The organism is Streptomyces sp. NPDC046215 (genome assembly GCF_040646215.1).
Taxonomy (GTDB): Bacteria; Actinomycetota; Actinomycetes; order Streptomycetales; family Streptomycetaceae; genus Streptomyces; species Streptomyces stramineus.
In genome coordinates, this window is record NZ_JBEYZW010000059.1 from 26,873 (window position 1) to 46,160 (window position 19,288).

Annotated in this window: 18 protein-coding genes; 14 read left to right on the top strand and 4 right to left on the bottom strand. The window is 71.6% G+C overall.

From position 1 onward, the window contains the following. Positions 1-52: 52 nt before the first annotated feature. Positions 53-1,309, bottom strand: a complete 1,257-nt coding sequence (locus ABZ951_RS23495; RefSeq protein ID WP_344088862.1) for a glycosyltransferase — start codon at positions 1,307-1,309, stop codon at positions 53-55. Positions 1,310-1,647: 338 nt separating this feature from the next. On the opposite strand from ABZ951_RS23495, the gene ABZ951_RS23500 reads away from it, so the two are divergent. The 5 genes from ABZ951_RS23500 (at position 1,648) to ABZ951_RS23520 (ending at position 6,205) form a co-directional block, all read left to right on the top strand. After that, complete coding sequence (locus tag ABZ951_RS23500; protein ID WP_344088859.1) at positions 1,648-2,244, top strand: hypothetical protein; 597 nt, start codon at positions 1,648-1,650, stop codon at positions 2,242-2,244. 35 nt (positions 2,245-2,279) lie between these two features. Next, complete coding sequence (locus ABZ951_RS23505) at positions 2,280-3,770, top strand: AAA family ATPase (RefSeq protein ID WP_344088856.1); 1,491 nt, start codon at positions 2,280-2,282, stop codon at positions 3,768-3,770. Continuing rightward, positions 3,767-4,840 (top strand): tetratricopeptide repeat protein, encoded by a 1,074-nt coding sequence (locus tag ABZ951_RS23510; protein ID WP_344088853.1) that lies wholly within the window; start codon positions 3,767-3,769, stop codon positions 4,838-4,840. The genes ABZ951_RS23505 and ABZ951_RS23510 overlap by 4 nt, the downstream gene beginning before the upstream one ends. A 69-nt stretch (positions 4,841-4,909) precedes the next feature. Beyond that, positions 4,910-5,269, top strand: coding sequence for a histidine triad nucleotide-binding protein (locus ABZ951_RS23515; RefSeq protein ID WP_344088850.1), 360 nt, complete (start codon positions 4,910-4,912; stop codon positions 5,267-5,269). 27 nt (positions 5,270-5,296) lie between these two features. Beyond that, the gene (locus tag ABZ951_RS23520) at positions 5,297-6,205 is read left to right on the top strand and encodes a ribonuclease Z (protein WP_344088846.1); all 909 of its coding nucleotides are present in this window, start codon (positions 5,297-5,299) and stop codon (positions 6,203-6,205) included. A gap of 346 nt (positions 6,206-6,551) precedes the next feature. Here ABZ951_RS23520 and ABZ951_RS23525 read toward each other — a convergent pair whose 3' ends face one another. Beyond that, the gene (locus ABZ951_RS23525; RefSeq protein WP_344088843.1) at positions 6,552-7,877 is read right to left on the bottom strand and encodes a 6-phospho-beta-glucosidase; all 1,326 of its coding nucleotides are present in this window, start codon (positions 7,875-7,877) and stop codon (positions 6,552-6,554) included. A 262-nt stretch (positions 7,878-8,139) separates the two neighbouring features. On the opposite strand from ABZ951_RS23525, the gene ABZ951_RS23530 reads away from it, so the two are divergent. From ABZ951_RS23530 to era, 7 genes are all read left to right on the top strand, one after another. After that, positions 8,140-9,189, top strand: coding sequence for a PfkB family carbohydrate kinase (locus ABZ951_RS23530; protein ID WP_344088952.1), 1,050 nt, complete (start codon positions 8,140-8,142; stop codon positions 9,187-9,189). Between the two features lie 102 nt (positions 9,190-9,291). Beyond that, positions 9,292-10,293 (top strand): PhoH family protein, encoded by a 1,002-nt coding sequence (locus ABZ951_RS23535; RefSeq protein WP_344088840.1) that lies wholly within the window; start codon positions 9,292-9,294, stop codon positions 10,291-10,293. 13 nt (positions 10,294-10,306) lie between these two features. After that, a complete protein-coding gene (gene ybeY / locus ABZ951_RS23540) occupies positions 10,307-10,804 on the top strand; it encodes an rRNA maturation RNase YbeY (RefSeq protein WP_344088837.1) in 498 nt (165 codons plus the stop codon). Next, positions 10,801-12,114, top strand: a complete 1,314-nt coding sequence (locus ABZ951_RS23545; RefSeq protein WP_344088834.1) for a hemolysin family protein — start codon at positions 10,801-10,803, stop codon at positions 12,112-12,114. Before ybeY ends, ABZ951_RS23545 begins: the two co-directional genes overlap by 4 nt. Before the next feature lie 240 nt (positions 12,115-12,354). Continuing rightward, entirely contained in the window at positions 12,355-13,176 is an 822-nt protein-coding gene (locus tag ABZ951_RS23550; RefSeq protein ID WP_344088949.1) for a helix-turn-helix transcriptional regulator, read from the top strand. Positions 13,177-13,225: 49 nt separating this feature from the next. Next, positions 13,226-13,573 carry a cytidine deaminase gene (locus ABZ951_RS23555; protein WP_344088831.1) on the top strand — a complete coding sequence of 116 codons (348 nt, stop codon included), beginning with the start codon at positions 13,226-13,228 and terminating at the stop codon, positions 13,571-13,573. A 46-nt stretch (positions 13,574-13,619) separates the two neighbouring features. Next, positions 13,620-14,561, top strand: coding sequence for a GTPase Era (era, locus tag ABZ951_RS23560; protein WP_215080830.1), 942 nt, complete (start codon positions 13,620-13,622; stop codon positions 14,559-14,561). A gap of 168 nt (positions 14,562-14,729) precedes the next feature. Here the strand turns inward: era and ABZ951_RS23565 are convergent, their stop codons facing one another. Both ABZ951_RS23565 and ABZ951_RS23570 read right to left on the bottom strand, forming a co-directional pair. Beyond that, positions 14,730-15,002 (bottom strand): protealysin inhibitor emfourin, encoded by a 273-nt coding sequence (locus ABZ951_RS23565; protein WP_344088824.1) that lies wholly within the window; start codon positions 15,000-15,002, stop codon positions 14,730-14,732. 29 nt (positions 15,003-15,031) lie between these two features. Further along, entirely contained in the window at positions 15,032-16,108 is a 1,077-nt protein-coding gene (locus tag ABZ951_RS23570; RefSeq protein ID WP_344088821.1) for a M4 family metallopeptidase, read from the bottom strand. 309 nt (positions 16,109-16,417) lie between these two features. Between ABZ951_RS23570 and leuA the strand changes: the two genes are divergently transcribed. Both leuA and ABZ951_RS23580 read left to right on the top strand, forming a co-directional pair. After that, positions 16,418-18,181 carry a 2-isopropylmalate synthase gene (gene leuA, locus ABZ951_RS23575; RefSeq protein WP_344088818.1) on the top strand — a complete coding sequence of 588 codons (1,764 nt, stop codon included), beginning with the start codon at positions 16,418-16,420 and terminating at the stop codon, positions 18,179-18,181. A 185-nt stretch (positions 18,182-18,366) separates the two neighbouring features. Then, positions 18,367-19,101: a TerB family tellurite resistance protein gene (locus ABZ951_RS23580; RefSeq protein WP_344088946.1), complete on the top strand. Its 735-nt coding sequence runs from the start codon at positions 18,367-18,369 to the stop codon at positions 19,099-19,101. The last annotated feature ends 187 nt before the right edge of the window (positions 19,102-19,288 follow it).

Consider the following 19,288-nt stretch of genomic DNA (forward strand, 5'->3'; position numbering starts at 1 on the left):
GCCGTGCGGGCCTGGGCGTCGGGAAGGGAGGGGACCAGTGGTGTCAGCGGGCTCACGAGGCGACGTCCTCTCGGGTGAGGTGCGCGCCGACGTGCTGCGTCAGCTCCCACTCGTTGCGGCCCCGGTGCTCCCGCCACACCGCGCGGATCGCGGCCCCGGCCAGCATGAGCTGGTAGAAGGGCCCGCCGGCGATGAGCTTGAGGTAGTGCGCCAGCCGCACCCGGAAGCCGTACTGCTTGCCGAAGTCGTGCAGCCCGACGATCTCGAAGACGAAGGTGAGGAAGGCGGCGACGGCCGGCAGGAACGTCACCACGGCGACGTAGACGGGCACGTGGAGCAGCAGCGTCACCAGGATGTTCACCGGGATGATCAACCCGGTGAACGCCTGGAAGAACGGGGTCATCAGGGTGTAGCGGGCGAGCATCCGCTGCCCGAAGCTTGGCAGTTGCTTCCAGTCCTTCTTGCGGTAGACCTGGAGGAATCCCTGGTTCCAGCGGGTGCGCTGCTTGAGCAGGCTCATCAGGGAGCCCGGGGTCTCCTCGCGGGTGACCATCTCCGAGTCGTACGCGACGACGACGCGCTTGCCCTTGCTGGACAGCCGTACGCCCAGGTCGCAGTCCTCGGCGAGGCACTCGGGGTCCCAGCCGCCGGCCTCGCGCAGCACGTCGGTGCGGACGAAGACGGTGTTGCCGCCGAGCGGGATGAAGCCCTTGAGCGCGTGCAGGTGGAGGCGGCTGCGGAACCAGAAGAAGTACTCCAGGCAGTTGCGCAGGCTGTACCAGCTGGAGTGGAAGTTGATCAGCTGGACACCACCCTGCACCACGTCGGCGCCCGTCGAGCGGAACGCGTGGTCGACGTGGGTGAGGAGCGCCGGGTGCACCTGGTCCTCGGCGTCGAAGACGCCCACCACGTCGCCCAGGCAGTGCGGGAGGGCGGTGTTGAGGGCCTTGGGCTTGTTCTTCGCCAGGTGGGTGTCGACGACGACCCGCACCCGGTTGGGCGCGGCGGCCGCGGCCCGCTCGGCGACCTCGGCGGTCTCGGGGTCGTCGTGGCCGACGATGACGAGGATTTCGAACCGGCCGTGGGTGGACTCCAGCAGCCGGTTGACCGTATGTTCGAGGACGGCTTGTTCGTGTCTGGCCGGGACGAGCAGGGAGAAGGACAGCTCGCCGCTGCCGGTGGGCGGCTCGAAGCGGGTCGCTGCGAGCGTCTCGGGCGTACGCCAGGCGTGCATCTGCCACCAGAGCGTGAAGGCCGCCATCCAGAACAGCGTCAGTGACACAGCACAGACGAATACGGACGTGAGCAAAGAAGTCCCCCCTATGAGCTGCCGCCGGGGTGCGCCGCGGCACCGCTGAGTCAGCCGTCAGCGGTGCGACTGCCAAGACCCCCCGGCGCCCGCTGCTGCGCGGCATGCCCCCGCACGCGACTCCCCAGTGCGCGTGCGTGCTCCCCTTCGCAGGAGAGCGTACGGGGGAGAAGTGAAACCTTGATGCGTAAATGATAAAACCCGTGTTTCCGAACTCACGGGCGATAGCGAGTAGTTGACATTTTAACGGCCTTCGCGCGGCGCGAAGCTCTCAACTCCGCTTCAACCAACCGGAGTTGGGCTTCCGTCGGAGCCGTGATGGTGGGAAGCTGTCCTCTATGGGGGCATTGAGGCACCTACGGGACCGGCGGGTGCTGTCCGTGGCCGCGGTGGTGGCTCTCCTGGGCCCGGCCGCGCTCGCGCTCAGCGGCTGCGAACCGGCGTCGGCCGACGGGCTCGACGCGGTGACCGCCGCCGTCACCACCGACAAGCGGGCCACCGGACTGCTGAAGGACAAGGGCTACCCCGTGCAGTGGATGACGTGCACGGGCCGGGTGGAGGACCCGGGCGCCAACGACAAGGGCTCGCCGCACCCTGTCTCGGCCATCGGCGTCGAGTGCGAGGGTCGGACGGGCGGCGGACAGAAGATCATCGTCTACGGCCGGGTCACTGGGATGCACGGTGAGACGTGCGTGCGGGGCAGGCTCACCGCCAAGGTCGACGGGAAGACCGCCTTCTCCGTCGCCGTGCTCGGCGAGTGCTCCGGCAGCGGCGTCACCACGGGCGGCTCCGGGGGCAAGCCGGATGACAGCAACGACGGCAAACACGACGGCAAGAACGGTGACAAAAGCGGTGACAAGCACGATGGCAAGGGCCATGAGCCCGGGCCGGACTGCACCGACAAGCACCCGCACGACCAGCACCGGGGGAAGTAGAAGGGCACCCGGCGGGCCCGCTTAGGCTGGGCCCCATGCCCGACGAGTCCTCTCTCTCCCCGCTCTCCCCGCTCATCAAGAGCCTGCGCACGGCGGTGGACGCCGCCCCCGACGACGTGCCCCTGCGCCTGCACCTCGCCCAGCTCATGCTCGACGCGGGACGGGCCCAGGAGGCCATCGCCCAGGTCGCCGCCGCCCTGCAGCGCGAACCGGGCAACACCGAGGCGCAGGCCCTGATAGCCCGCGCCGTCGCGCCCCCCGTCGCGCCGGCGGCGCCCGTCGCGCCTGCCCCGGTGCACGCCCCCATGCCCGCCGCGCCGCCCGAAGCCGCCGTCGAAGCGGAAGCGGAAGCGGAGGCCGAAGCGGAAGCCGGAGCGGAGGCCGAAGCCGCCGTCGAGACCGCAGTCACCGTCGAGACCACAGCCGCTGTCGAAGCCGTAGACGCCGCAGAAGCCGCCGCTCCGGGGTCCGGGGCGGCGTACGACTGGCGCAGTGCCGAGAGCGAGCTGTCCGAAGTCGTCCCGCCCCGCTTCGTCCAGACACCCCCCGAGCAGCAGGCGCCGCATCAGCCGCAGGAGACCCGGCAGACGCCGGTCCGGCACCTCCCGCTCGCCGCCGACGGGCAGGACACGGGCGACGACGGCTCCCTCTGGGAGGTCGAGACCGGCACCCTCACCCTCGCCGACGTCGGCGGCATGCACGAGGTCAAGGAGCGCCTGGAGGCCGCCTTCCTCGCCCCCATGCGCAACCCCGAACTGCGCAGGCTCTACGGCAAGAGCCTGCGCGGCGGCCTGCTGATGTACGGGCCGCCCGGCTGCGGCAAGACCTACATCGCCCGCGCCGTGGCCGGTGAGCTCGGCGCCCGCTTCATGTCCGTCAGCATCAGCGACGTCCTCGACATGTGGATCGGCAACTCCGAGCGAAACCTGCGCCAGCTCTTCGAGACCGCCCGCCGCAACGCCCCCTGCGTCCTCTTCCTCGACGAGATCGACGCCCTCGGCGCCAAGCGCAGCCAGGTCCGCCACAGCGGCATGCGCAACACCGTCAACCAGCTCCTGACCGAGCTGGACGGCGTCCACGCCGGGAACGACGGCGTCTTCGTCCTCGCGGCCACCAACCACCCCTGGGACGTCGACACCGCGCTGCGCCGTCCCGGCCGTCTCGACCGGATGCTGCTCGTCCTGCCGCCCGACCAGAGCGCGCGCGAGGGCATCATCCACCACCACCTCAAGGAGCGGCCCGTCGCCGGCATCGACCTCGGCAAGCTGGCCAAGCGCACCGACGGATACTCCGGCGCGGACCTCCAGCACCTGTGCGAGTCCGCGGCCGAGCGGGCGCTGATGGACTCCGTCCGCTCCGGCCAGGCCCGGATGATCAACATGGCCGACCTGCTCGGCGCGCTCGACCAGGTGCGGCCCTCCACCGGCCCGTGGTTCGCCTCGGCCCGCAACGTCGCCCAGTTCGCCAACGAAGGGGGCGCCTACGACGAGCTGCTGGCGTACCTGAAGCGGCGGAAGATGCTGTGAGCACCACCAGTCCCACTCTGGCCCGGGCCCTCGCGCTGATGGAGGTGGGCCGCTACGAGCAGGCGCGGGAACAGCTGGGCCGCCACCTCGCCGAGGAGCCCGACGACTCCTACGCCTGGGAGCGCCTGGCCGGCTGCTGCAACGACCTGGGGGACTTCATGGGCGCCCGGGAGGCGGCCCGGGAGGCCCTGCGCGCCGACCCCGACAACGCCGACGCCCACCTCCAGCGCAGCGAGGCGCTGCGGTCCGGGGGCCTGCCCTACGACGCCGCCGACGCCGCCCGCGAGGCCGTGCGGCTGCGCCCCGAGAACGCGCGCTGCCGGTTCATGCTGTCGATGGCGATACGCAGCTACCCGGGCGGGGGAAGCCTCCAGGAGGCGTACGACGTCGCACTGGAAGCGGTCCGGCTCGACCCGGATTACGTCGGCGGGCACTTCGCCCTCTACCTCGTGGCCCGCGACACCGACCGCGAGGACATCGCGGAACAGGCCCTGTTGCAGGCCCTGCGCATCGACCCCGGCAACGTCTACGCGCGCGGGGAGCTGGCCAAGCTCAAGGAGCGGACGAAGGGGGCGAAGCTGCCGGAGCTGGCCAAGGAGTACAGCGAGACCCTCAGCCTGCGGCCCGACAACGACGACATCGCGCGCCGGCTGTACTCGGTCGTCTACCGGCTGATCCAGCGCACCCGCTGGTTCGCCCTGCTCTGCCTGCTCATCGCCGCCCTCTTCGCCCGGGTCTTCCCCACGGGCGACGATCCGACCGCGCTGCCCGTCCCCCTGGGCACCCGGCTGTACGCGATCTCCCTGATGGGCCTCGTGTGGGTGGTGGGCGCCTGGCGCATCTACCGCAAGCTGCCGCAGGGCGCCCGGACGGGCATGCGGGCCGTGCTCCGGCGGATCGGCTGGTCGCGGCTCGCCGTCGCGCAGGCGCTCTGGGGAACGTCCCTCGCGGTCCTCGTCACCGCCCCGCCGTGGACCGAACGGGGCTGGCTGCAGGCGCTGGTGCTCGTGGGCGCCGTGCCCCTGGTGCTGACCATGTGGGTCCAGCGCGCGTTCATCAGCGCGGACTGACCGCCGCCGCGCCGAAGCGTGCGGGTAGCATCCGGACGGTACGAGCCGACGACCCGTAAGGAGCCACCGGTGGCGGGAGAACCGCAGGCCGACTGCCTGTTCTGCAAGATCGTCGCGGGGGAGGTGCCGGCGACCGTCGTACGGGAGACCCCGACGACCGTCGCCTTCCGTGACATCAACCCCCAGGCGCCCACCCACGTCCTGGTGATCCCCAAGGTGCACTACCCCGACGCCGCCTCCCTGGCCGCCGCTGAGCCCGCCGTCGCGGCGGACGTGCTGCGCGAGGCGGGCGAGGTCGCCGCGCAGGAGAGCGTCGACGGCTCGGGCTACCGGATAGTGCTGAACACCGGCGCGGGCGCCGGGCAGACCGTCTTCCACGCCCACGCCCACGTCCTGGGCGGCCGCGGCCTCAACTGGCCTCCCGGCTAGCACCGGCCGGAAAACGGAGCGCTCCCCTTGTCCGTACGCGAACTCGTCGTCCTCGGCACGGCCAGCCAGGTCCCCACGCGGCACCGCAACCACAACGGCTACGTCCTGCTCTGGGACGGCGAGGGCCTGCTCTTCGACCCCGGCGAGGGCACCCAGCGGCAGATGCTGCGCGCCGGGGTGGCGGCCCACGACCTGAACCGGCTGTGCGTCACGCACTTCCACGGCGACCACTCCCTGGGGCTCGCCGGGGTCGTCCAGCGCATCAACCTGGACCGGGTGCCGCACCCGGTGGCCGCCCACTACCCGGCGAGCGGGCAGCGCTTCTTTGACCGGCTGCGGTACGCCACCGCCTACCGCGAGACGGTGAAGCTGAGCGAGGAGCCGGTCTCCGGCCGGGGCGGGGTGCTCGCGAGGACCCCCTCGTACACGCTGGAGGCCCGCAAGCTCTCGCACCCCGTCGAGTCCTACGGCTACCGCCTGACCGAGCCCGACGGGCGGCGGATGCTGCCCGGCCTGCTGGCCGAGCACGGCATCACCGGCCCGGACGTGGGGCGCCTGGTGCGCGAGGGCCGGGCGGGTGACGTCACGCTCGACGAGGTGAGCGAGGTGCGGCGCGGGCAGCGGTTCGCGTTCGTCATGGACACCCGGCTGTGCGACGGGGTGTACGCCCTGGCCGAGGGGTGCGACATGCTCGTCATCGAGTCCACTTTCCTCGAAGCGGACGAAAAGCTGGCCGTCGAACACGGGCACCTGACGGCCGCCCAGGCGGCCCGGGTGGCGAGGGACGCGGGTGTGCGGCACCTGGTGCTGACGCACTTCTCGCAGCGCTACGACGACCCGGCGCTCTTCGCCGAGCAGGCCCGGGCGGCGGGATTCGAGGGCGAACTGACCGTGGCCCGTGACCTGATGCGCGTCCCACTGCCGAAGCGGCGCTGACGCGCCGCCCGTCGCGCACCGGCGAGGTCCTGTGCGGCTCGGCCGCCCCCGTAGGGGCGCGGGGAACTGCGCGCCTGGCCGTCGAGTACCCGCTGGTGACGTTCAGGCCGTCAGGTCCTGCGGTCCGTGTCGCGGTGCGCTGGCGGGAGGGGTGCGCCCGTAGGGGCGCGGGGAACTGCGCGCCCGGCCACCGCGCACCCGCTGGTGACGTTCAGGCCGTCAGGGTGGTCCCGCGGTCCGTGTCGCGGGCGTGCCGACAGGACGGCAGCGCCCGAAGGGGCGCGGGGAACTGCGCGCCCAGCTACCGCGCGTCCGCAGGTGACGCGCCCGACGTCCAGCGGGTCGCTCAAACCCGCTGCGCCCGCTCCAGGATGCGGGCCGCCACCGCCGGTGAGTCCACCAGAGGGTGCAGCGCCAAGGCCCGCAGCGCGGCCCCGCGGTCCGCGAGGACGGCCGCGTCGATCGTGGCCAGCTCGACCGCCTTCAGCTGGAGCATCAACCCCAGCTGATCCTCCCGCACCGGCGCGCACGGCAGCGGCCGGGCGCCCTTCGCGCTCACCTCGCACACCGTCTCGATGACGGCGTCGGCGCTCAGCGCCGGCACCGTCGAGCCGTTGGGCACATTCAGCACGAGCCGGGTCCGCTCGTCCCCGGCGATCGCCCGCATCAGGGCCAGCGCCACCCGGTCGTAGCCCCCGCCGTCCAGATCGCACGTGTCGCGCTGCCAGCCGCCGCTGGCGGCCCGGCTCGCGGCCCCGTAGGTCTGCTCGCGGTGCAGCCGGGTGTGCTCCCACAGCTCGTGCGCCTTGTGGAGCGCGGCGGCCGCCGCCGTAAAGAAGCCGACCTGCTGGTGATCGAGGAACTCACCGCGCGTCTCCACCGAGTCCAGCACCGAGCGCAGCGTCTCGCGGCGGAAGTAGTAGTAGTGCAGGTACTCGTTCGGCAGGGACCCCAGGGCGCGGAGCCACTCGGCCCCGAAGAGCTTGCCCTCCTCGAAGGACGTCAGCGCCCGCTCGTCGGCCAGCAGACCCGGCAGCAGCTCCCGGCCGTCCAAGGTCAACGAGCGCAGCCACCCGAGGTGGTTGAGACCCACGTAGTCGAACTCGACCCGCTCGGGGTCCGCGCCCGCGGCCCGCGCGGCCCGGCGGACCAGTCCAACGGGTGAATCGCAGATGCCGATCACCCGCTCGCCCAGCACCCTCGACATGGCCTGGGTCACCATGCCCGCCGGGTTGGTGAAGTTGATGACCCAGGCGTCCGGGGCGAGCGCCGCCACCCGCTCGGCGATCTCCAGCGCCACCGGGATCGTCCGCAGCCCGTACAGGACACCGCCCGCGCCGACGGTCTCCTGGCCCAGCACCCGCTCCGCGAGCGGAATCCTTTCATCGCGCACCCGTCCGGCCGTGCCGCCCACCCGGATCGCGGAGAAGACGAAGTCCGTCCCCCGCAGGGCGTCGTCCAGGCTGTCCGAGATCCGTACGTCCGGCGCGTCCGGTACGCCGGCCGCCTGGGCCGACAGCACGGACGCGATCACTCTCATCCGCATCGAATCGGTGTCGTACAGCACGAGTTCCGTACAGCGGCCGGGGAGACCGCGCCGCGCATCGTCCAGCAGAGCCCGGTGCACCATGGGCACGCGGAATCCGCCACCGCCGAGAATCGTCAGCCTCATACCACGGAACGTATCGCAGCATCGGGCACACTGTCCGGACCCGCACCCGTGAGAGGAGCAGCGAGGAAGCATGACGATCCATTCGCCTCATGCCGCACCGCAGTCGGCTTTCCATGGTCAGCGCTTCGAAGGGGACGAGGGAGGCCAGGGAGGCCCAAGGGGCCGGGTGAATCGGGGAGTAGACGGCACAGCGGGGCCCGAGTGGTGTGAGGGAGGCGAGGGCCTCGCCGGTGCCGCGCCCGTCCTCGACCCCCTCGCCGAGATCCGCGCCGAGGGCGACCCCGAGACCGACGTCTATCTGACCGGCACCGTTTTCCTCGACGTCATCTTCACCGGCCTGGACTCCGCCCCCGTGCGCGGCACCGAGTCCTGGGCCCGCGGCATGGGCTCCAGCCCCGGCGGCGTCGCCAACATGGCGACCGCCCTGGCCCGGCTGGGCCTGCGCACCTCCCTCGCCGCCGCCTTCGGCGACGACATGTACGGCGAGTACTGCTGGGAAGCCCTCTCCCGCGGCGAGGGCATCGACCTCGGCCTCTCGCGCACCGTGCCCGGCTGGCACTCCCCGGTGACCGTCTCCATGGCCTACGAGGGCGAGCGCACCATGGTCTCGCACGGGCACGAGGCGCCGCCGCCGGAAGAGCCCGCCCCCGAGTGTCCGCCCCCGGCCCGCGCCTGCGTCGCCCTGCTCGTCCCCGGCCGCCAGGAGGAGTGGATCGCGACCGCGGCCCGCCGCGGCAGCCGCGTCTTCGCGGACGTCGGCTGGGACGAGACGGGCCGCTGGGACCCGTCCGACCTCGCGGACCTCGAACATTGCGAGGCGTTCCTGCCCAACGCCGAGGAGGCCATGCGCTACACCCGGACCGACTGCCCGCGCGCCGCCGCCCGCGCGCTGGCCGAAAAGGTGCCGCTCGCCGTCGTCACCATGGGGGAGAAGGGCGCCTACGCGGTCGACAGCCGCACGGGCGAGAGCGCCGAGGTCCCCGCCATCGGCGTCGAGGCGCTGGACCCGACCGGCGCCGGGGACGTCTTCGTCGCCGGCTTCGTCACCGGCACCCTCGCCGGCTGGCCGCTCGCCGACCGGCTGGCCTTCGCCGGGCTCACCGCCGCCCTGTCCGTGCAGGAGTTCGGCGGGTCGCTCTCCGCGCCCGGCTGGGTGGAGGTCGCCGCCTGGTGGAAGCACCTGCGGTCCTACGACGACCAGTCCCCGGACGCCCTGCGCCGCTACGCCTTCCTCGACGGCCTGCTCCCCGCCGCCGCCCGGCCCTGGCCGCTGCGCCGCGCCGTCCCCACGCTCGGATTCCGCCAGGCGTAAAACCTCTCGGGGCTCGCGGGTGCGCCGTCGTACCCTGGATACCCAGGTTGTCGGACACAAACGGACGCGAAAAGAGGGATGAGCAGGCCCCAGAGCCGGCCCATGACTCAGACACCCACACAGCCGCAGGCAACAGCCCGGTTCGCGGTCCCGGCCAAGCACCCCATGGTGACGGTCCTGGGATCCGGGGACACGCTCCTGCGCGTGATCGAGGAAGCCTTCCCCGCCGTGGACATACACGTACGGGGCAACGAGGTCAGCGCCACCGGGGAGCGGCGGGAAGTCGCCCTGGTGCAGCGCTTGTTCGACGAGATGATGCTGGTGCTCCGCACCGGACAGCCGATGACGGAGGACGCGGTGGAACGGTCGATCGCGATGTTGCGCAACGAGGGCGGCGAGGGCGACGGCGGGGAGACGCCCGCCGAGGTCCTCACCCAGAACATCCTCTCCAACCGCGGTCGCACGATCCGCCCCAAGACGCTCAACCAGAAGCGCTACGTCGACGCGATCGACAAGCACACCATCGTCTTCGGCATCGGCCCGGCCGGCACCGGCAAGACCTACCTGGCCATGGCCAAGGCCGTGCAGGCCCTGCAGTCCAAGCAGGTCAACCGCATCATCCTGACCCGCCCGGCCGTCGAGGCCGGCGAGCGGCTCGGCTTCCTGCCCGGCACGCTCTACGAGAAGATCGACCCCTACCTGCGGCCGCTCTACGACGCCCTGCACGACATGCTCGACCCGGACTCGATCCCCCGCCTGATGGCGGCGGGCACGATCGAGGTCGCGCCCCTGGCCTACATGCGGGGCCGCACCTTGAACGACGCGTTCATCATCCTCGACGAGGCGCAGAACACCAGCGCCGAGCAGATGAAGATGTTCCTCACCCGCCTCGGCTTCGACTCGAAGATCGTCATCACCGGTGACGTCACCCAGATCGACCTCCCCGGCGGCACCAAGAGCGGTCTGCGCCAGGTCCAGGAGATCCTGGAGGGGGTGGAGGACGTCCACTTCTCCCGGCTCACCAGCAGCGACGTCGTCCGGCACAAGCTCGTCGGCCGTATTGTCGACGCGTACGAGCAGTTCGACGAGCGCAACGGAAAGTAAGTAACCGAAAACGATGGCTATCGACGTCAACAACGAATCCGGCACCGACCTCGACGAGCAGGCGATCCTCGACGTCGCCCGCTACGCCCTCGCCCGGATGCGCATCCACCCGCTCTCCGAACTCTCGGTCATCGTTGTCGACGCCGACGCCATGGAGCAGCTCCACATCCAGTGGATGGACCTCCCCGGCCCCACCGACGTCATGTCCTTCCCGATGGACGAGCTGCGCCCGCCGGCCAAGGACGACGACGAGCCGCCGCAGGGCCTGCTCGGTGACATCGTGCTCTGCCCGGAGGTCGCCAAGCGGCAGGGCGAGGAGGCGCCGACGAACCACTCCATGGACGAGGAGCTCCAGCTCCTGACCGTCCACGGCGTCCTCCACCTCCTGGGCTACGACCACGAGGAGCCCGACGAGAAGGCCGAGATGTTCGGCCTCCAGGCCGCCATCATCGACGGCTGGCGTGCCGAGCGCGGGATCGAAGGGGCCTCCCCGGCCCCCACGATCACGTGACCGGTCAGCTGATCGCCGCCGCGGTCCTGCTGCTGGTCGTGGCCTGGCTGGCCGCCTGCGCCGAGGCCGGCCTCGCCCGGACCACCCGGTTCCGGGCGGAGGAATCCGTCCGGTCGGGCCGGCGCGGCAGCGCCAAGCTGATGGCCGTCGCCGCCGACCCCACCCGCTACCTCAATGTGGCGCTGCTCGTGCGCGTCGCCTGCGAGATGGCGGCGGGCGTCGTCGTCACCTACGTGTGCCTGCGGGAGATCGACACCACCTGGAAGGCGCTGACCCTCGCCATCGGCGTGATGGTCCTCGTCAGCTATGTGGCCGTCGGGGTCTCCCCGCGCACCATCGGCCGCCAGCACCCGCTCAACACCGCCACGGCCGCCGCCTACGTGCTGCTGCCCCTCGCCCGGATCATGGGCCCGGTGCCCCAGCTGCTGATCCTCATCGGCAACGCCCTCACTCCCGGCAAGGGCTTCCGCAAGGGCCCCTTCGCCTCCGAGGCGGAGCTGCGGGCGATGGTCGACCTGGCGGAGAAGGAATCCCTCATCGAGGACGACGAGCGCCGCATGGTGCACTCCGTCTTCGAGCTCGGCGACACCCTCGTCCGCGAGGTCATGGTGCCCCGCACCGACCTGGTGGTCATCGAGCGCGGCAAGACCATCCGCCAGGCCCTGACCCTGGCGCTGCGCTCGGGCTTCTCCCGGATACCGGTCACGGGCGAGAGCGAGGACGACATCGTCGGCGTCGTCTACCTCAAGGACCTCGTCCGCAAGACGCACATCAACCGGGAGGCCGAGTCCGAGCTGGTCTCCACCGCGATGCGGCCCGCGGTGTTCGTCCCGGACACCAAGAACGCCGGTGACCTGCTGCGCGAGATGCAGCAGCAGCGCAACCACTGCGCGGTCGCCGTCGACGAGTACGGCGGCACCGCCGGCATCGTCACCATCGAGGACATCCTGGAAGAGATCGTCGGCGAGATCACCGACGAGTACGACCGCGAGCTGCCGCCCGTCGAGGAGCTGGGCGAGGACCGCTACCGCGTCACCGCCCGCCTCGACATCGGCGACCTCGGCGAGCTGTACGGCCTGCAGCTGGACGACGAGGACGTGGAGACCGTCGGCGGCCTCCTGGCCAAGTGCCTGGGCCGCGTCCCCATCGCCGGCGCGACGGCGGAGGTCGACCTGGCCGCGTACGGCCTCGGCGAACCGGGGGGCCTGCGCGGCCTGCGCCTGACGGCGGAGTCGGCGGCGGGACGGCGGAACCGGATCGTGACGGTCCTGGTGGAGCCGGTGCCCGCGGACGCGGGCGAGACGAGCTGACCCTTCAGGTGTCATCGAACGCCGGGCAGGCTGAAAACAGCCTGCCCGGCGTTCGATGACCGGGCCCGGGGCGCAGCCCCGGTCACGCGCACCCGGAATAGCCCCGGCGAGGCAGCGCTTATGGTGATGGCCGCACGACCAGGGGGGAAACTGTTGTCTGCCAGCCCGACCGAAGTGAGCACCGCCCCGGACACCCGGGGTGCGAAGTCCCGCCGCCGCCAGGAACTGCGCGAATTCCTGATGAGCCGCCGGGCGCGGGTGAGCCCGGCCGACGCGGGCCTCCCGGACGGCGGGGGCCGCCGCCGCACCCCCGGCCTGCGCCGCGAGGAGGTCGCCGTCCTCGCCGGGGTGGGCGCCTCCTGGTACCAGTGGCTGGAGCAGGGGCGCGACATCACCGTCTCGCCGCAGGTCGTCGACGCCGTCGCCCGGGTGCTGAGGCTCACCGACGCCGAGCGCCGCCACCTGTACGTCCTGGCCGGGCTGAACCCGCCGCTGCCGCGGACCGAGCACGACGGGGAGTACCTCCGCGAGGGGCTGCACCGGCTGATCGACGCCTGGATGCCCAATCCGGCGGAGATCCTGGACGCCTACTGGAACATCGTCGCCTACAACGAGTCGGCCGCCCTCGTCCTGGGGTTCCGCCCGGACACCACGCAGAACTGCCTGGTCACCTTCTTCACCGACCCCGTCTACCGGGCCCGGCTGGCGAACTGGGAGGAGAACGCCCGGTGCGTCGTCGCCCAGTTCCGGGCCGCGTGGTCGGAGCGCCCGGACGACGAGGGCTTCCAGGAGATCGTCACGGACCTGAGCGGGCGGAGCCCGGAGTTCGCCGAGCTGTGGGCGCGCGCCGACGTGTGCCGGGGCGGGCAGATGGTCAAGGAGATGGAGCACCCCCTGATCGGCGCGCTGCGCTTCGAGAGCACCCAGCTGCGTGTACCGGCCCGCCCGGACCTGACGATCATCATGCACAACCCCGTGGCGGACTCGGGCACGGCCTCCAAGGTCGAGTGGCTGAATTCACCGGAGGGGCGGCGCGGCGGCATGACCTCCCTCGCCGGCTGACGACGGGCCGCGCCCCGGGCCCGCCGGGGCGCTGCATATGCTCGCCCGTATGACGGAGACGCTGGACCCCGAAGACCGCAAGCTCATCACGCTCGCCCGCTCCGCGCGGGCCCGTAACGCCGTCCCCGAGGGCGCCGCCGTGCGCGACGAGACGGGCCGGACCTACGTCGCCGGTACCGTCGCGCTGGACTCGCTCGCGCTGAGTGCCCTGCAGACGGCCGTCGCGATGGCCGTGGCCAGCGGCGCGAAGTCGCTGGAGGCCGCCGCCGTCGTCTCCGGCGCGGGCTCCGCGGCCGCCGCGGACCGGGCCGCGGTACGGGACCTGGGCGGGCCCGCCACCCCCGTCCTGCTCGCGGCCCCGGACGGCTCCGTCGTCGCCGTGGTGACGGCCGGCTGAGCCCTGCTGGTCGGCGAGGTCCGGGGGATCGGGGAGAATACCGGGTATGGACAGTGCTGCCTCCCCCTCCCAGGCCCCTCACCGCGCGGGCTTCGCGTGCTTCGTCGGCCGGCCCAACGCGGGCAAGTCGACCCTGACCAACGCGCTGGTGGGGACGAAGGTGGCGATCACCTCCAACCGCCCGCAGACCACCCGCCACACCGTGCGCGGCATCGTGCACCGGCCGGACGCCCAGCTCGTGCTGGTGGACACGCCCGGCCTGCACAAGCCGCGCACGCTGCTGGGCGAGCGCCTCAACGACGTCGTGCGCACCACGTGGGCCGAGGTCGACGTGATCGGCTTCTGCCTGCCCGCCGACCAGAAGCTCGGGCCCGGTGACAAGTTCATCGCCAAGGAGCTCGCGGGCATCAAGAAGACCCCGAAGATCGCGATCGTCACCAAGACGGACCTGGTCGACTCCAAGCAGCTCGCCGAGCAGCTCATCGCGATCGATCAGCTCGCCGTGGAGCTGGGCTTCGAGTGGCAGACGATCGTCCCCGTCTCGGCGGTCGGCGACAAGCAGGTCTCGCTCCTCGCCGACCTGATCGCCCCGCTGCTGCCGGAGAGCCCGCCGCTGTACCCCGAGGGCGACCTCACCGACGAGCCCGAGCAGGTCATGGTCGCCGAGCTGATCCGCGAGGCCGCCCTGGAGGGCGTCCGGGACGAGCTGCCGCACTCGATCGCCGTCGTGGTCGAGGAGATGCTGCCCCGCGAGGACCGCCCGGCGAACAAGCCGCTGCTGGACATCCACGCCAACGTTTACATCGAGCGCCCCAGCCAGAAGGGCATCATCATCGGCCCCAAGGGCGCCCGGCTGAAGGAGGTCGGGATGAAGTCGCGCAAGCACATCGAGGCGCTCCTCGGTACCCCGGTCTATCTCGACCTCCACGTGAAGGTCGCCAAGGACTGGCAGCGCGATCCGAAGCAGTTGCGCAAGCTCGGCTTCTGAGGCGGAGGCCACCGGCGGCCGGAGGCCGGCGCAGCGGCCCGAAGCCCGTGAGGCCCCCAGGGGCCGAGCGGTGCGAGGGCGGCGGTCGGGAGGGGCCCCGAAGCAGCTGCGCAAGCTCGGCTTCTGATCAAGCCGTAGCCGTAGCCGTAGCCGTAGCCGGGCGGGGCCTTACGCGCCTTCCTTCAGGACGTATCTGATCAGCTCCCGCTGCTCGTGGGTGACGTGCGGGTCGGCGCAGTGCACCGTCCGTCCGTCGACGGTGATGTCGTAGTGGAAGCCGTCCGGCACGCCGGGCGGCGCCGTGACGGCTCCGGCGCACGGGGCGAGTGCCCGGTGCGCCAGAGCCTCCAGGTGTGTCGCGTCGGGCCGGCCGGTGGTCTCCAGCTCGGCCCGCCGCTCGATGCCGGCAAAACCGCCGGTACGGGTGATGGCAATCCGCATAACGCCATCCTTACCCCGTAACCCGCTCCCTACGGGGTGGGAACCCCGACCCGCTGCCACGCTTTCAGGACGGCCTCGGTCTCGGCCCCGTCGCCGTACAGCCCCCGCGCCGCGGCCACGGTCAGCCCCGCGAAGCCCGCGAAATCGGCGTCGGAGGCCAGCTCCCCGCCGGTCAGCGTCGCGTACCAGATCTTGCCCGCCCGCTCCCACGCGTTGCCGCCGAGCTCGGTGGCCAGCAGGTAGAAGGCGTGGTTGGGGATGCCGGAATTGATGTGCACCCCGCCGTTGTCCCGCGAGGTCTTGACGTAGTCGTCCATCGTGGCGGGCTGGGGGTCCTCGCCCAGCACGTCGTCGTGGTAGGCGGTGCCCGGTGCCTTCATCGACCGCAGGGCCTGTCCGCTGTCGACGTTGGGGCCCAGCAGCCCCGCCCCGATCAGCCAGTCGGCCTGGTCGGCGGACTGCCCGAGCGCGTACTGCTTGATCAGTGAGCCGAAGACGTCCGCGACGGACTCGTTCAGCGCCCCCGACTGGCCGTAGTACTCCAGGTTCGCCGTGTACTGGACGACGCCGTGGGTCAGCTCGTGGCCGATGACGTCCACGGGGATGGTGAAGTCGAGGAAGAGGTCGTTGTCCCCGTCGCCGAAGACCATCTGCTCGCCGTCCCAGAAGGCGTTGCCGTAGTTCTCGCCGTAGTGGACGGTGGCGTTCAGCGGCAGTCCGGCGCCGTCGATGGAGCGCCGCCCGTAGACCTTCATGAACAGGTCGAACGTGGCCCCGAGCCCCGCGTACGCGCGGTTGACGGTGGCGTCCTGGCCCGGGTCGGCGCCCTCGGCGCGCACCTTCTTCCCCGGCAGGACCTCCCTGCGCTCGGCGTCGAAGATCGTGCGCCGCGGAGTGTCGCCCGGCGTGCCGGCGGGCGCGGCCGCCGCGCGGACGGTGGTGATGCGGCGGCGGGTGCGCTGCAGCGAGTCGTGTTCCAGGGTGCGCCGCGCGGGCCCGGAGAACCGGGCGTCATCGGCCTGGGCGAGCTTGTCGAGCAGATGAGGAGGGACGATGGTGCAGAAAACTTTTTCGGCAGCGTTCGCAGAACTGTTCTTGGCGTCCATGGCGTGCAATGTGGCACCGGGCAGGGGGCTTGTCACTGCTCGCGGTCATGATTAATGAAATCGAGTGGTTGAGCTCCATATGGGTGGCATCGATTCCGCATCTTGCATGCTGATACGGGGCCTGTGATTCCCGTCGGACTCGATTAGGGTGCTGTGCATCATGCGTGACGAGCTGCTTCTTCTTAGCTGCCGCGGCGAGGGCCTGTAGTCGAGAGGCCGACCCCCTCCCCGCGGAGTCCGTGGTGTGGTCATCGGCCCGATGACCAGCCCGTCGGCCGTACCGGTGGACATACGAGGAGCCCCACGCAGATGACCGAGATTTCCGTCGGCCGCCCCACGCCCGTCACCGCGGCGACCGTCACCCAGCGGCCCTCCGGGATGCCCGTCCACAAATACGGCCGTTACGAGGCCGTGGACATCCCCGACCGCACCTGGCCGGACAACCGCATCACCGTCGCCCCCCGCTGGCTCTCCACCGATCTGCGCGACGGCAATCAGGCGCTGATCGACCCGATGTCGCCCGCACGTAAGCGCGAGATGTTCGATCTGCTCGTGCGCATGGGCTACAAGGAGATCGAAGTCGGCTTTCCCTCCTCCGGGGCCACCGACTTCGCGTTCGTCCGGTCGATCATCGAGGACGGGGCCGTCCCCGAGGACGTGACGATCTCCGTCCTGACCCAGGCCCGCGAAGAGCTCATCGAGCGGACGGTCGCGTCCCTGCGCGGCGCCCACCGCGCCACCGTGCACCTCTACAACGCCACCGCGCCCGTCTTCCGCCGCGTCGTCTTCCGCGGCTCCCGCGAGCAGGTCAAGCAGATCGCCGTCGACGGCACCCGGCTGGTCATGGAGTACGCCGACAAGATCCTCGGCGACGACACCGTCTTCGGCTACCAGTACTCGCCGGAGATCTTCACCGACACCGAGCTGGACTTCGCCCTGGAGGTCTGCGAGGGCGTGATGGACGTCTGGCAGCCCGAGGCCGGCCGCGAGATCATCCTGAACCTGCCGGCCACGGTCGAGCGCTCCACCCCCGCCACCCACGCCGACCGCTTCGAGTGGATGTCGCGGCACCTGTCGCGCCGCGAGCACATCTGCCTGTCCGCCCACCCGCACAACGACCGCGGCACCGCCGTCGCCGCCGCCGAGCTGGCCGTCATGGCCGGCGCGGACCGCGTCGAGGGCTGTCTGTTCGGCCAGGGCGAGCGCACCGGCAACGTCGACCTGGTCACCCTGGGCATGAACCTCTTCTCCCAGGGCGTCGACCCGCAGATCGACTTCTCCAAGATCGACGAGGTCCGGCGCACCGCCGAGTACTGCAACCAGATGGAGGTCCACCCGCGCCACCCCTACGCGGGCGACCTCGTCTACACCGCCTTCTCCGGCTCCCACCAGGACGCCATCAAGAAGGGCTTCGAGGCGATGGAGGCCACCGCCGCCGCGGCCGGGAAGACCGTGGACGACATCGAGTGGGCGGTGCCCTACCTGCCCATCGACCCCAAGGACGTCGGCCGCTCCTACGAGGCCGTCATCCGCGTCAACTCCCAGTCCGGCAAGGGCGGCATCGCCTACGTCCTGAAGAACGACCACAAGCTGGACCTGCCGCGCCGGATGCAGATCGAGTTCTCCCGGATCATCCAGGCCCGGACCGACGCCCAGGGCGGCGAGATCACCCCGCAGGCCATCTGGGACGTCTTCCAGGACGAGTACCTGCCCACCGACGGCAACCCCTGGGGCCGGATCGCCCTGCGCTCCCACCAGACCTCGACCACCAGCGAGGGCACCGACGCCCTGACCGTCGAGGCCGTCGTCGACGGCGCCGACACCGTCCTGACGGGCACCGGCAACGGCCCGATCTCCGCGTTCTTCGACGCCCTCGCGGCCGTCGGCGTCGACGCGAGGCTGCTGGACTACACCGAGCACACCATGAGCGAGGGCGCCAGCGCCCGCGCCGCCTCGTACATCGAGTGCGTGATCGACGGCAAGGTCCTGTGGGGCATCGGCACCGACCCCAACACCACCCGCGCCTCCATCAAGGCGGTCGTGTCGGCGGTCAACCGGGCCTACCGGGACTGAAACCCCGGGATCCGGGGCAGACGTCAAGGGGACGCCACCGAATCCACCGTATCCGGTGGCCCGGTGGCGTGATCCTTCAACGGAAGCCCGAACTCTGCGCACGGGGTACTGACGCCACATCACCGATGTGGCTAACATCACGTCAACGCGGCGACGAGGCCGTGGCGTTATGGAGGTGCGCCGTGATGCACGCGCAAGGCCGATCCGAACCGGACCGGAGTGTGGTGGGTGTACGCACGGTATGGCGCACCGTCGGCGACGGCGAGTTCTACTGCCCCGGCTGCGGAGGCGACCGCAACTACCGCCGCCGCACCGGCCGTCGCCGCCTCGTCGCGTTCGGCGTGCCGCTGCTGCCGCGCGGCCCCGTCGGCCCGGTCGTCGAATGCACGGCCTGCCGTACCCGCTACACCATGGACATTCTCGACCACCCCACCACCACGCGCTTCTCGGCGATGCTCCGCGACGCGGTGCACACCGTCGCCCTCGCCGTCCTCGCCGCGGGCGGCACCGAGGCCCGTACGGTCCGCCGCGCCGCCGTCGGCGCGGTCCGCGCGGCCGGCTTCGCCGACTGCAGCGAGGAGCAGCTGATCACTCTGATCGAGGCCCTCGCCGCCGACACGGGCCGCCTTCCCGGCATGTACGCGGGCGGCACCGGCCTGGGCGGCTGCGGCCGCGAGGGCTTCGACCCGCGCGGGACGGCGCTCGCCATCGAACTCCACGAGGCCCTGGAGCCGCTCGCGCCCCACCTGGCTCCGGCGGGGCGCGAATCGATCCTGCTGCAGGGCGCCAGGATCGCCCTGGCCGACGGCCCCTACCGGCCGGCCGAGCGGGAGGTGCTGGCCACGGTGGGACGGGCGCTGCTGCTCTGTCCGGAGGACACGGATCGCCTGCTGGCGGCGGCTGCCCGGATGCCGTCTTAGACGGCGGGTCTTTTCGGCTGCGGGCCGTCGTTGGTTGCCGCCTGCGGCGGCGGGCGCCCTGCGCCTGCGGCGAGGCCGTTGCTCTGCCGCCTGCGGCGGCGAGCGCCCTGCGGGCGCGTCCTCAAGCGCCGGACGGGCTGGTTTTGGGGGGGGGAACGACCAAACACCCGGCCGGGGGGGCGCCCGG

Excerpts from the sequence above, each read along its gene's own strand:
- ABZ951_RS23580 (WP_344088946.1), top strand. The coding sequence starts at position 18,367 with ATGCACGCGCAAGGCCGATCCGAACCGGACCGGAGTGTGGTGGGTGTA.
- ABZ951_RS23500 (WP_344088859.1), top strand. The coding sequence starts at position 1,648 with ATGGGGGCATTGAGGCACCTACGGGACCGGCGGGTGCTGTCCGTGGCC.
- ABZ951_RS23505 (WP_344088856.1), top strand. The coding sequence starts at position 2,280 with ATGCCCGACGAGTCCTCTCTCTCCCCGCTCTCCCCGCTCATCAAGAGC.
- ABZ951_RS23555 (WP_344088831.1), top strand. The coding sequence starts at position 13,226 with ATGACGGAGACGCTGGACCCCGAAGACCGCAAGCTCATCACGCTCGCC.
- ABZ951_RS23525 (WP_344088843.1), bottom strand. The coding sequence starts at position 7,877 with ATGAGGCTGACGATTCTCGGCGGTGGCGGATTCCGCGTGCCCATGGTG.
- era (WP_215080830.1), top strand. The coding sequence starts at position 13,620 with ATGGACAGTGCTGCCTCCCCCTCCCAGGCCCCTCACCGCGCGGGCTTC.
- ABZ951_RS23565 (WP_344088824.1), bottom strand. The coding sequence starts at position 15,002 with ATGCGGATTGCCATCACCCGTACCGGCGGTTTTGCCGGCATCGAGCGG.
- leuA (WP_344088818.1), top strand. The coding sequence starts at position 16,418 with ATGACCGAGATTTCCGTCGGCCGCCCCACGCCCGTCACCGCGGCGACC.
- ABZ951_RS23535 (WP_344088840.1), top strand. The coding sequence starts at position 9,292 with ATGACTCAGACACCCACACAGCCGCAGGCAACAGCCCGGTTCGCGGTC.
- ABZ951_RS23550 (WP_344088949.1), top strand. The coding sequence starts at position 12,355 with ATGAGCCGCCGGGCGCGGGTGAGCCCGGCCGACGCGGGCCTCCCGGAC.
- ybeY (WP_344088837.1), top strand. The coding sequence starts at position 10,307 with ATGGCTATCGACGTCAACAACGAATCCGGCACCGACCTCGACGAGCAG.
- ABZ951_RS23570 (WP_344088821.1), bottom strand. The coding sequence starts at position 16,108 with ATGGACGCCAAGAACAGTTCTGCGAACGCTGCCGAAAAAGTTTTCTGC.